We start from the raw sequence: 11,507 nt of genomic DNA, 5'->3' as shown, positions 1-11,507 counted from the left end.
CTCGCCATTCCCGAATCTTGTCAATTCGATTTAAGCATACATCACGCTCACGTTTGAGAATGACAGCATACTGTGTTACATCACCATAGGTGCTACCACTGAATGAGGTTTTGTCTAAGTGAGAAATAAACACCGCAGGTAAAATAGGACAAGCTGTTGTTACCGGCTCATTCTTGACGCAAGAAGTCGATAACAGCGCGAGGAGCATTGCCATGATAGGCATCGCTGCTTTTCTCTTGCGTAGAGATAGATTTAATAACTTCATTGGCTTTATTCCTTGATTCAGTTTCTTGCTTTGATAACTCAAGTGTTAGACGTTGGTTTTCTTCAGCCTCTAACTTGAGCTGAGAAATGACCGCACTTTGTTTTGTGATAGTTTGGGCTTGTGCCTGATTGTCGGCTCTTAAGTTAGAGATGGTGTTGTGCTGAACCCATAACCAAAAGCACAAACCTAAAATAAATGCACCAATGACACCGTAAACATATTTATTCATCGAATAATGCCTTTTCACGTTTACGGCGATTAAGCAAACCTTGTGATACTTTGCCGCCCGCATTCTTCCACACCAAGAATTGTTGGCTTGCACCTAGATAATCTCCGGCGTTTAATTTACGAACGAGGGTAGAGCCGCTAAATGCCCCCTCCCCAATATTGAAAGCAAGACTCACTAACGCATCAAATTGATTTTGCGTTAAAAGAACTTTTACATTCGCATTCACCGCTTTTTCAAAACGTGCTAAATCAGCTTTCAAAATCTCTCGGGATTTTTCAGCGGTGATAGTCATTCCTCTTGTTACAGGTTTTCCGTCAACAAAACCGGTATGACCCACGCCAATTGTCCAAATCCCGACAATATCTTGATAAGCGGTCAATCGTTCGCCTTCGTCACGAATAATGTGGTTAATTCCTCTTTCACTGGTTTTCATCATTAGTAACCCCTCCTAGTTTTTTATCAAAGAAAGTTAAAATGAGTCGTCTGATAACACTTGTTCCAGCTAACCCTATACCGGCACCAATCGGTGTAATCCAATCAATGTTTAGTTGGAAATGTAATAAAATCGGCTGAATTGAGCCTGCAATAAGACTACACAATAAGGCTTCAGCAATAACCCGCTTTGGGGTATCCCTTTTCCCATAAAGAAAAGATTTGATTAACGATGTAAAAAATGCAATCACGACACCGCAAATCAACTGGTTATGATTTGAAAAATGCGTTGTAAGCAGCGCCCAAATTTGCGTCCATACATCCGGCGTATTATTTGGCATAATTTTCATACTCCGCCTCCTTTATTGAGGCAATAAAAAAGCCCCAAGCATTTCTGCTTAGGGCTGTATCAGATTTATGGCACTCTGTACCGGAATCGAACCAGTATCGATGACTTAGGAGGTCATTGCTCTATCCTGTTGAGCTAACAGAGTAATTTTATAGGTTACTACCTAATAAAAAGCCCCGACTGTCTTCAATCAGGGCTACTAAAATTCATTCGTGCGTTCGCAATGTGCTAAAACCGCACTGTAATTGAAATGATATACTTTCAGTGGGTCATGGTCTTGACGTTCTAGCCACTCGACTTTATCTACACCGATTTTTTTTACCAAATTAATCCGATACTCAATCACATTTCCGCTTTTATGGTTATTGCACGGTTGGCATTGTTTATGGATATTCAACTCACAAAACCGCAATTCAGGTGCTGCCCCCACACTCCGATAATGCCCGGCGTGCCATTGACCTTGATGATAGCGACCACAACTGATACAGGGTTCGTCTTTATCACGCAAACGAATGAATTTATTAAATACCGATTGTGCCTCTTTCAGCCATTCTGAACGGCTTTTCAATCTTGCTTTACGCTCCTTTAGCTTTTGTTTTTCAGCCTTTTCTCGTGCTTTCTGTGCGTTATCTCGGGCAAGTTCAAGAGCGCATTTCGGACTACAAGCCTTTTGTAGTGAATTAAACGGGGTAAACGCTTTGCCACAGGATTTGCATTTCTTTGGTTTGAGTGGTTTAGTTCTCATCTTCCCCAAAATCCCCATCTATCGTTAAATTTCACGCCGTTTTGCACGCCCCAAGCGGTGATATATTCAATAAGACTTGCGAGCCGTTTCACACTCATTTGCGCAGTGGATTCACGCAGATTGATCACCTCGCCCTCAAGCCCAATTGCCATTTCAGCTTTCTCACCGGTAGCGATTTTATGCGCCGACACCATAATCATCTTCCACGTCTCAATATCTCGTTTTTTCCCTTGAAATTCGCACTGTTTGGCGATGTCGCTTAACATTGCGTGCAGCTTGGCATTCTGCTCAAGGGTGCGTGTCATCGGCTGAATTTTCACAACTAACGGGGATTCCTCGGTAGTTGGTAAATTCTTGATAAACTCCAAACAATTTGACCGCACTTGCGCAGAACGGAGGAAGAATTGTTGTTTATTACCCATAATACCCACCGCACTTTTTCACAAATTCCAATTCAACCTGCCGAGTGATAAAGCCCTGCATAAACGGATCGAACACCGCCACCATTGAGCCTTTGTTGTTGCCCTTGACTTCCTCACCCGTAACCGGATGTAAGAAATTGATTCGACCGCCGATGATGTCTATCACCTCCGTGGCGTTTTCTTGAATCACTTTGTACCACTTGGTGCTTTTGTCTGCCGGCAACAACATCACCACTAAATGACCTTGTGCCATTAATTCGGCTGCACGTTTTACAAAAGGCATTGGGTCGCTGTAAGGGGGATTAACGAAAATAGAGGTCTCCTCAAAAACGGCTTTGAAGGCTTCAAGATCGAAATTTAAAAAATCCTCATCAATCCCACCCGGGCCAAAATAATCCTCAGCCAGCGAATTTTCTTGGCTTGCACAACCGTCCACCTCAAACTTGAACCGTAAATTAAGCCAGTTAAAAAATATTTCGGCGTGCGATAGTAGTCTTTGTTAAATTCGGTCATTGCATTGTTCCTTTCATTTGCGCCATTAAACGGTCTCTTGCTTGGTCTGCTCGGGCTCTATCGTAAAAACTCATCTGTTGCGGAATCATTTTTGGAATATCCTCAAACTCAAAATTCGACCGCACTTTTTTCGCTGCCTCATCCAGCAACTTAGGAATCGCTTTCAAGGTGTCTTCTTCCGATTTTCTCCGGCACTTTTCGTACAGATTTTTCAGTAGCCAATATTCAACATTTGAGAGATAGCTAAATTCATTCTGATTAAATCGGGCATAGCCAAGGAATGATTTATAACGTTGATATAATTCCGTTTCGTTCGGTAAACCCAGAGCGTGATAGTCTTCACTACACCACGCAATAAATTGTCCGACACTTGGGAAAAACGGACTTTCCGAACCCGCCGCACGGTCTAATCCGCGTTTCAATGCCAATGGCGTTACAACATCCGCTTTGAGTAATTCTTCAAGCCATATTTGCTTGGTTTCGTTGTAAGTTTCCATGCTGTCAAATGCCTGTTTCCACGCAGGAAATAGCGATTTCAATCGGGTAAACATTCGGTCGATTAATTTCACGGCGTTGCCGGAAACATCGGCTTTTTCGACCGCACTTTTCTGAGTTGGAGTAATTGCGTTCATCGTAAATACTCCGGAATTAAACTTGGATCGACGTTTAATTTTCTTCCCACGCCCCATGTGCCGTTATCGGCGAAAGGGTCACTACTCGGCATTTTCCCCACGTGTTGCCCCGCAGGTTCTTGAGGATAATCATCAAGCCAACGCCGGTTGTTTAGGTAAGTTGAGGGGTGAAGGTTGTCAAAGCCAAACTGCCTGAGCCTGATTCGCTTTTCCACGTCATCAACCAACATTTGGGTGAATGCTTCAAGCGAAATCGGATATTCAGCGTTGTAAGATTCATACGCCGATTGGAATTTTTTCAATGCTTGTGGTTTTCCCACTTTGCGCATACCAGCAGACCAGAATTTTTCAAAGTGCGGTTCAAAATCCAAAAGTGCGGTCTTTTTTTGCGAAGTTTTTTTAATATGATCTTTAGTATTTTTATTATTTATATATTTATCTGTCGGATTTATTTCCGAGTTATCTCGGATCTGTTTCCGAGTTATCTCGGATTCATTTCCGAGTTATCTCGACTTACATCTGATTTAAATTCATTCCAAGTTTTACCTTTGTCAGTTAGCCGAATGAGATCTTTATCACCGTGTTTACCTTGTTTTAAGTAAATAATTAAACCTTTATCATTCAGCTCTACAAAATGACGATAAACGGTATCTGCGGTTTTATAAAACAAAGGCAATTCATCAATCACTTTATGACGGGATACCCAGTAATACACGACACCATCAACAATGACTTCAGAAGCCCAAGAAGAGGCTTGATTTAATAGATCGAACAATGCACCTTGATTAGCATTCAATCCCCATTCAAGGCATTTTTGATTGTTGATATAAGTTGAATATCTCATAACATCAACTCCGAAGCGTAACGTGACGCAATAAATTCAATGCCTTTGCTTGTTACTCTTGTTTGTGTGAAATTGTGACCGTGTTCGACTGTGCCTGTTTTCACGGTGAAAAGTTCTTTTGAATGAGCGGATTGATACGGCAACAAATTACCGGATTGACGATAAAGCAATTTATCCTCCAGTAAACGGTTGATCATCGCCTTTTCCGGCATATTCAAAATCTTAGCCGTTTCACGAAGTGATTTACTTGTTCCGACTTCAACATAGTGATCCACAAAAGCCACTTTAGGCGCATTACGTTCTTTTTCAGCTTGTAATTCAGCCGCTAAGAGCAATGCTTCAGAAAATGATTGAGGAATTTTTGCGGTCGGTGTTTGTTGGTTTTCGAGTTCAAGCCAGCGATCGATGATACGTTTACGGAGAAGTATGTTATAACCAGAGACAACTGTTAACGTTGCCGCTTTATCCAAATAATAAACAGGGTAACTTTGATTGTTCTGCGGATTGGTTTCGTAACGACAAATTACTCCACCTACAGGGGTATGCCCAAAAAGCTCTACTCCCTCTTTTTCTTCCCAGTCAAGAGATTTAACATCAATCCCCCTTTCCATTTTCAGTACTGCGCCAACATAAGCTCTAATATCTCGTAAGACATGACGATGCTCTTTTTCACACAACTCAGCAATCTCCCGACTGCTCATTGTCAAAGTGCTTGCATTTTCGTTCATTATTGGTAATAATCTACTCATTAAATACATCTCCATAGAGAAAATTGCCACGGTTGCCACCGTGGTTTTTTATTTATCCATATCTTCAATCGCTTTCTTTGCTAAAGTGATTAAAGCTTTCCATTCTTTATCCTCACTGTGTTTTTCACGCACAATGAACCCTAGCTCATCTAAAAAAGCACAAAACTTTTCTAAATGTTCTGCCTTAAAACGACAAAGCGTACTCGGATCGATACCAATTTTCTCGGCGATCTCTTTATCTGTTCGCTCTGCGGCTTTTCGTCTAATCACATCTGCAATTTGCATTTCAGACGGCGTGAATTTATTGCGTGCCATTGCACACTCCTTTGGGTACATTAACCCCATAAATCAGGGCGAAGCTCCGATTTTGTGATTTCGCCACGAGTTACTTCTTCAATTTTCTTTGCTAAATACACAGGCATAGGCGAATAACCTGTTTCAACCTGTCTGAGATAAGAATTTGAGATTCCTAATTTTTTAGCAAAGTCTGATTTGAAACCTCGAGGGCGATTAGATAGATATGATTTTAAATCCATTGCCACTCCAGTTAATTAAAAACTAATCTTTAGTTTAGTTATAACTAAAAGCAAAGTCAAGAAACGTTTAGCTTTTGCTTGTTTAGAAAAAACTAAATAAGATATGAATAAGAATTTATAGAGGTATCACATGATCAAAGAAACGACACTCCCTGATATTCGTAGAAAGAAACTTACAGAATGGTTTGAAACAAGGGATATCCCAGAAAAAGAGAAAAGCTATATCTCTCAGTTGAAGAATGGCAAATCATCTTTTGGTGAACGAGCGGCTAGACGTTTAGAGCGTGATTATGGAATGCCTAATTTCTATCTTGATTATGATGAAAACATTGAGAGCGTCATAATTTCATCTATTTCCGGCAAAGAAACAGAGCAACACCATTACCCGATCCACTTACTAGATGTAAAAGCTAGAGCTGGAGAAGTAGGCTACATAAATCCCGGCTACCCTGATGTAATCCAGTCTATCTATTTTTCTCTTGATGGGTTATTGGAGGTCGTGGGAAGAAAGTCGGCTAATGGCATTGAGATGATAACCGTTCCTACGGATAGTATGTATCCAACAATCAATAAAGGCGATGTTGTTTTCGTAGATACAACAATTGATTACTATGATAACGAAGGGATCTACATTTTTTCGATTGACGGGGAAGTTTATATCAAAAGGCTACAAAAAATCCCAGGTGGGATTTACAAAGCACTTTCCGATAATAAAAACTATACCGCATTTGATATTACATCTGAAAAATTAGACTCATCACGCATTATAGGTAAATTTATTAGAGTGTTACCGATAAATCCTAAAGACTTATAGGCATCAAAAGAACGAATAGAGCGGTGTGATAGGTGGGAGTTGGGCTTTGTTGGATGATAGATATTCAATTGAATGCTTTTAGTGATGTCAACAATATAGCTTTCTTGAAAATGTGGAATTAAAGGAAGACTCTTTCTTTAAAGAATTAAAATAACTTACTTGGTAATAGAATATGTCAAATCAAGATCCTTTAAGAAAGATTTTTAATAACTCTGTCCTTATGGAACCGTTTATTAGAAAAATAGTATTTTCAAATTTTAAAAATATTGAACCAATGCAAGAATTGCATTTTGATTATCCAATTACTGCATTAGTTGGACAAAATGGAACGAATAAAACGTCCGCTTTAGTCGCGTTATATGGTTCTGTTGATGGTAAAGTTCCTTCCGAATTTTGGTTTACCACACCAATAGATAAAACTGAAGGAGTACAGTATCAATCTTATTGGTATATCTATAAAGATAATTATAGTAAATGTAATGCTGAAGTCTTTCTACATAACAATCAAAAACAAAATAGAAATGTAGATTACTGGGAAACAGATAGACCAAAATCTAATTATGGTATGTCTCCTTTTAAAAACGTACAATCACCTAATCAGACTAAAACACGATGGAAGAAAATAAAAAAGGACGTAGTTTATATAAATTTCCGCTCTGAGTTAAGTGCTTTTGATAAATGCTTATATCATTCCTTAAAACCATCACAAAATTATAAAACAAAACAGGATTTTATTCGTGCAAAAAGTAAAAATTTAAAATATTCAATAGACAAAAATAAGGATACATTCTATTTATACAATCAGCAAAAAATAGATAAAAACGTCATTTTATCAAAATCAGAAGTAGATCTAATATCAAAAATATTAAATAAGAAATATTCATCAATCAAATATATCGAACACTCTTTCTTTCAAACTAGTGGGGGAACTGCTTTTCTACAAACTGAAAGCTTATATTACTCCGAAGCCTATGCTGGGAGTGGTGAATTTGCTGTTGTTTCTTTAGTTCATAAAGTGATGAATGCACCCGAAAGATCTCTCATTTTATTAGATGAACCTGAAGTATCACTGCATCCTAATGCTCAGAAAAAATTGATAGAATTTCTAAAGAACCAATCAAAGGAAAAAAAACATCAAATCGTTATATCGACTCATTCAACAGAAATAATAAAAGAATTGCCAGATGAGGCTATCAAATTATTCTACGAAGATTCCATAACTAAGAAAGTAAATATTAATAATAGTGTAAACAAATACAATGTTTTTACTAAATTAGGTTATGATTATTCAAAGATACCTGTTTACGTAGAAGATAGATTAGCTAAAAAGATTATTGAATATGCGATTGAAGATACTGGATTAAAAGATACTTTTAGCATTGAATTTTTTCCTGGTGGAGCAGAAGCTATTATACAAAGGTTAAACCACTACATAGAAGCTGGGCATAAACAAATAGTATTATTAGATGGAGATCAAAAATCTGAATTATATAAGAATAATGGAGATAAATTTCCTCTTTCTCAGAATGTATTAGATAAAGATTTAGATAAAACAATAGAAGATTTATTTAATTTTCCTATTAAGTTTTTTTCTGATGGATCGAATAGAGAATCTAATGAAATCCAAAAAAGAGAACTACAACGTAAATTTTTAGATAATGTCGAAAAATCTGTTTCATTTTTACCATTTGAAACCCCTGAGATATTTATTCTTATTCAAGATAATATAAGTAATATTGAAACTACTACATTAACGAGTGAACAAGCAAAAAGTAAATTTTGTGAAATAACTAAAAAAGAAACGGGAGAATCCGATAGTAACGCAATTTTAATAACTCAATTGAGATATTTAAGAATGATTAGTAAGGATGATAGACACTTGCAAGAGATAAGGAATATGCTAGAATCCATCAAGAATAAGATTTAATGTAATAATATGAATTTGAAGAAAAATATTAAAGTGTTTGATTTTTTCTCAGGTTGTGGTGGAACCAGTCAGGGTTTCAAGCAAGCTGGGCTGGATGTCGTCTTTGGCTTAGATTTTGACAAAGAAGCAGCAAATACTTTCAAATTGAATTTTCCTGATGCATACTTCATTAATGAAGATATCAGCGCATTACAGACTGATACTATAAAAGATATTTTTGATAAAATTCTCAAAGAAAAAGAGAGCGGTTGTTATACGCTTTTTTCTGGCTGTGCACCATGTCAGCCTTTCTCAAGACAAAATAACAAGAAAACAAATTCAGATTCTAGAAGATATTTACTTGCTGAATTTGGTCGTTTCGTTAAAGCATATATACCAGATTTTATTTTTGTTGAAAATGTGCCAGGAATGCAGCAAATTAAAAAGGGGTATGATACTCCGTTTTTTAGTTTTTTAGAGCTACTTGATGAATTAGGTTATCAATATAGTTATGGAATAGTCTCAGCATTATGGTTTGGGGTTCCTCAAGATAGAAAACGCCTTATTTTACTAGCCTCTAAACATACAAAAATATCTTTGCCGGCAATAGATAACGATGGGGTAGTAAAGCCATATTCAACTGTCAGAGATTGGATTTATGGATTGCCTGAAATATCTCATGGACAAGAACACCCATCAATTCCAGATCACAAATCAGCTTCACTTAATGAGCTTAGTTTGCTTAGAATTCAACATACTCCAGAAGGGGGAAATAGACTTAATTGGCCGGATTATTTACAGTTAAAATGCCATCAAAATCACTTAGGTCATAAAGATGTATATGGGAGACTTGCTTGGGATAAACCATCCAGCGTACTTACAACTAGATGTACCAGTTATTCTAATGGTCGATTTGGACATCCAACTCAAAATAGAGCTATTTCACTAAGAGAAGCTGCACTATTACAAACATTCCCTATGGACTATAAATTTTCCGGAAACTTTAACTCCAAAGCTAGACAAATAGGTAATGCAGTTCCACCATTGATGGCTGAGGCTATGGGAAAATATGTTATGTCATTAATATCTTAGAGTTTCTTAAACCTTATCAAGTAATCTTTACATCACTCCCCCACATAAAATCGTGGCGGTTTTCTTTTATCTCGACGAAATCTATTTCGTTAACATCCATTCCCTCTTTTTATATTTTTACCTTGCTTATTCTCCCCCAACTCTTGCTTAACCTCTATCAAAGCCTACTGATACCGGCTTTTTCACGGAAGTTTTTAGCCTTGCTTAAATTTTTAAAATCTTTCTTAATCCTTCCCCGCCATTTTCATACCGCAACGAAAATCCCCCAAAACCGACCGCACTTTTCTCTTTTTGCCTATTTGTTGATTAAAAAACAAGCAATTAAACTGCCTATTCAAAAATTTATTTGTTTAAAAATCAATATAATACTAAACAAAAACCAAATTTAGTTTAGTTTTTATTAAATACTTTACTTTAACTTTAGTTAAGACTAAACTAAGCCCATCAAAACAAAACACCCACCACTAAGGAAAAACAAGATGAACACACAAGCATTACTAGATAACCAATCAATCCAAGAGTTAGCTTTTGCGGAAACTTTAAAACAATTCAAAGCAAAAACCGGCGCAAGTAATGAACAGTTCAGTCGATTAATGAAAAACAGCGAGACCTTCAAAACAGCTTTCACACAAAAAATGGCAGAGTTTGCTCTAGGGTTAATTGATACGCTAAAACAAGAATCAGTTATTTAACTAAGAATTTTTACCAAGCCCTTTACGGAGGGCTTGAATAAAGGTTCTACCTTTACCACCCGAGCATAAAACGAGTAGCAGAGACGGTGGAATGCTCTTTAACAGATTGAATAACACTCTTAATTTTAATTAGGGCGAATTACCCCTAATTAAAGTACGCAAGCTAGGCGTGGGTGGCTGAGGTAACAAGCACAATGTTTTTCATTGTTTACTGCATTTTCTTTTAATTACGCCAAAACTAATTTGACCATTACAACGTAATGTAATTTGACGGATTAAGCGGATTATCACATTAAGTGCGGTAAACAATGGAAAAGAGAGAAAAGGGGTCAGAAATGGCAACAATAAAAAACTTAAAAGGCGAAGAAATCACTACAGTTCGCCCTTTCGGTAAGAAAAAGATAGGACGGATCGCAAGAATTCGTGAAAAGTCCCGAAAAATGGCCGAACTTTGGGAGAAAGCGGTCGTAAAACCAAGCAAAGTTGATAGTGCAATCAACCTTGCCGGTAGAGACAAAAAGCTGATTGATGTCGCAAATTATCACTGCACAAAGGGCAAAATCAAATCAGGTCAAGTCCGAGCCAAAGAACGCCGACAAATAGGTTGTCGGGAGTTAGTGAGGGTTTAATTAAGAAAGAGAGGAAATCAAAAATGAAAAAACATAACCGAAAAATGAAACAATCCACCCCACATTTAGAAATGGCTAAAGAGCTCCTCCTAAATGAGCAAAATGGATACCCTAAGAACCTCAAATTAGTTGAAATAAAAGACAGCCTGTCTGATTTCGATAAAGAACGAATCAAACAGGTTGTTTTGGAAAGTGTTGCTAAAAATACTGTGGGATATACTCCAGTAGAATTAGCAGAATCAGCTTGTAAGGCTATTTATCTGATTGATTCTTATAAGCATTGATAATAATGCCGTGATCAACTAAATCATCAACTTCTTTTTGAAGTTCGGTAGATAAGGTTTTAACAAATTCTGCCACACCAAGAGCAGTATGCCTGCCTACATGTAGGTTGGGAGTTGAAGTGTTTCTTAGAAGGTCTCTTACCATAACAAGAGCAATTTTATCGGCTGATGATTTTAACATAGTAGTCTCCTTATCTTTTGATTGTTGGCTTGTTCAATATATCAACAACACAAAATAAGGTCAAATTCTCCTTGATTGTTGGCACTCTCAAGAGAACTTCGGGCTTGGACGAAGTAAATCCCCAAGCGCTTATCGGGTGCGATATGCCCGCCTAGCAATCATATCGCTTAGTTAGCTTAGTCAGGCTAATGAA

At 37.4% G+C, this 11,507-nt stretch carries 19 protein-coding genes, 1 tRNA gene and 1 pseudogene; 6 read left to right on the top strand and 15 right to left on the bottom strand.

Annotated elements, in window-relative coordinates; translation table 11 throughout:
* The 14 genes and pseudogenes from lysC to BKK54_RS10525 form a co-directional block, all read right to left on the bottom strand.
* Positions 1-208: Rz1-like lysis system protein LysC (gene lysC / locus BKK54_RS12285; RefSeq protein ID WP_432213701.1), on the bottom strand; the 208-nt coding region annotated here is incomplete at its 3' end.
* The gene (locus BKK54_RS10585; RefSeq protein WP_143541456.1) at positions 168-494 is read right to left on the bottom strand and encodes a DUF2570 family protein; all 327 of its coding nucleotides are present in this window, start codon (positions 492-494) and stop codon (positions 168-170) included. The genes BKK54_RS10585 and lysC, both read right to left, overlap by 41 nt.
* On the bottom strand, positions 487-930 hold the full coding sequence (locus BKK54_RS10580) for a lysozyme (RefSeq protein WP_244153141.1): 444 nt from the start codon (positions 928-930) through the stop codon (positions 487-489). The genes BKK54_RS10585 and BKK54_RS10580 overlap by 8 nt, the downstream gene beginning before the upstream one ends.
* Complete coding sequence (locus BKK54_RS10575; protein ID WP_244153140.1) at positions 914-1,276, bottom strand: phage holin, lambda family; 363 nt, start codon at positions 1,274-1,276, stop codon at positions 914-916. The genes BKK54_RS10580 and BKK54_RS10575 overlap by 17 nt, the downstream gene beginning before the upstream one ends.
* Before the next feature lie 68 nt (positions 1,277-1,344).
* Positions 1,345-1,420: transfer RNA gene (locus tag BKK54_RS10570), tRNA-Arg, on the bottom strand.
* A gap of 54 nt (positions 1,421-1,474) precedes the next feature.
* Positions 1,475-2,020: a recombination protein NinG gene (locus BKK54_RS10565; RefSeq protein ID WP_077543035.1), complete on the bottom strand. Its 546-nt coding sequence runs from the start codon at positions 2,018-2,020 to the stop codon at positions 1,475-1,477.
* Positions 2,017-2,442 carry a recombination protein NinB gene (locus BKK54_RS10560; RefSeq protein WP_077543034.1) on the bottom strand — a complete coding sequence of 142 codons (426 nt, stop codon included), beginning with the start codon at positions 2,440-2,442 and terminating at the stop codon, positions 2,017-2,019. Before BKK54_RS10560 ends, BKK54_RS10565 begins: the two co-directional genes overlap by 4 nt.
* Positions 2,435-2,955: pseudogene (locus tag BKK54_RS10555) on the bottom strand (phage N-6-adenine-methyltransferase). The gene BKK54_RS10560 and the pseudogene BKK54_RS10555 overlap by 8 nt, the downstream one beginning before the upstream one ends.
* Complete coding sequence (locus tag BKK54_RS10550) at positions 2,952-3,587, bottom strand: replication protein P (RefSeq protein WP_077543033.1); 636 nt, start codon at positions 3,585-3,587, stop codon at positions 2,952-2,954. The pseudogene BKK54_RS10555 and the gene BKK54_RS10550 overlap by 4 nt, the downstream one beginning before the upstream one ends.
* Positions 3,584-3,916 (bottom strand): hypothetical protein, encoded by a 333-nt coding sequence (locus BKK54_RS10545; RefSeq protein ID WP_158074630.1) that lies wholly within the window; start codon positions 3,914-3,916, stop codon positions 3,584-3,586. The genes BKK54_RS10550 and BKK54_RS10545 overlap by 4 nt, the downstream gene beginning before the upstream one ends.
* Before the next feature lie 152 nt (positions 3,917-4,068).
* Positions 4,069-4,431, bottom strand: a complete 363-nt coding sequence (locus BKK54_RS10540) for a hypothetical protein (protein WP_077543031.1) — start codon at positions 4,429-4,431, stop codon at positions 4,069-4,071.
* Positions 4,428-5,180 (bottom strand): phage antirepressor KilAC domain-containing protein, encoded by a 753-nt coding sequence (locus BKK54_RS10535; protein ID WP_077543030.1) that lies wholly within the window; start codon positions 5,178-5,180, stop codon positions 4,428-4,430. The genes BKK54_RS10540 and BKK54_RS10535 overlap by 4 nt, the downstream gene beginning before the upstream one ends.
* Before the next feature lie 48 nt (positions 5,181-5,228).
* Positions 5,229-5,495, bottom strand: coding sequence for a CII family transcriptional regulator (locus BKK54_RS10530; protein WP_077543029.1), 267 nt, complete (start codon positions 5,493-5,495; stop codon positions 5,229-5,231).
* 20 nt (positions 5,496-5,515) lie between these two features.
* Complete coding sequence (locus tag BKK54_RS10525; protein ID WP_077543028.1) at positions 5,516-5,716, bottom strand: transcriptional regulator; 201 nt, start codon at positions 5,714-5,716, stop codon at positions 5,516-5,518.
* A gap of 130 nt (positions 5,717-5,846) precedes the next feature.
* Between BKK54_RS10525 and BKK54_RS10520 the strand changes: the two genes are divergently transcribed.
* From BKK54_RS10520 to BKK54_RS10490, 6 genes are all read left to right on the top strand, one after another.
* On the top strand, positions 5,847-6,530 hold the full coding sequence (locus tag BKK54_RS10520) for a S24 family peptidase (RefSeq protein ID WP_077543027.1): 684 nt from the start codon (positions 5,847-5,849) through the stop codon (positions 6,528-6,530).
* Positions 6,531-6,702: 172 nt separating this feature from the next.
* Positions 6,703-8,457, top strand: coding sequence for an ATP-dependent nuclease (locus BKK54_RS10515; protein ID WP_077543026.1), 1,755 nt, complete (start codon positions 6,703-6,705; stop codon positions 8,455-8,457).
* A 9-nt stretch (positions 8,458-8,466) separates the two neighbouring features.
* Complete coding sequence (locus tag BKK54_RS10510) at positions 8,467-9,528, top strand: DNA cytosine methyltransferase (RefSeq protein ID WP_077543025.1); 1,062 nt, start codon at positions 8,467-8,469, stop codon at positions 9,526-9,528.
* A 479-nt stretch (positions 9,529-10,007) separates the two neighbouring features.
* Complete coding sequence (locus BKK54_RS10500; RefSeq protein ID WP_077543023.1) at positions 10,008-10,220, top strand: hypothetical protein; 213 nt, start codon at positions 10,008-10,010, stop codon at positions 10,218-10,220.
* A 335-nt stretch (positions 10,221-10,555) separates the two neighbouring features.
* Positions 10,556-10,849 (top strand): hypothetical protein, encoded by a 294-nt coding sequence (locus BKK54_RS10495; protein WP_077543022.1) that lies wholly within the window; start codon positions 10,556-10,558, stop codon positions 10,847-10,849.
* Positions 10,850-10,872: 23 nt separating this feature from the next.
* Positions 10,873-11,133 (top strand): thymidylate synthase, encoded by a 261-nt coding sequence (locus tag BKK54_RS10490; protein WP_143541455.1) that lies wholly within the window; start codon positions 10,873-10,875, stop codon positions 11,131-11,133.
* On the opposite strand, the gene BKK54_RS10485 is transcribed toward BKK54_RS10490, so the two are convergent.
* Positions 11,102-11,314 (bottom strand): hypothetical protein, encoded by a 213-nt coding sequence (locus BKK54_RS10485; RefSeq protein WP_077543021.1) that lies wholly within the window; start codon positions 11,312-11,314, stop codon positions 11,102-11,104. The two genes, BKK54_RS10490 and BKK54_RS10485, sit on opposite strands and share 32 nt — an antisense overlap.
* Positions 11,315-11,507: the final 193 nt, after the last annotated feature.

The organism is Rodentibacter genomosp. 1 (assembly GCF_001999285.1).
Lineage (GTDB): Bacteria > Pseudomonadota > Gammaproteobacteria > Enterobacterales > Pasteurellaceae > Rodentibacter.
The sequence above is the reverse complement of the archived record's forward strand: the minus strand, read 5'-3'. Positions and strand labels throughout refer to the sequence as shown.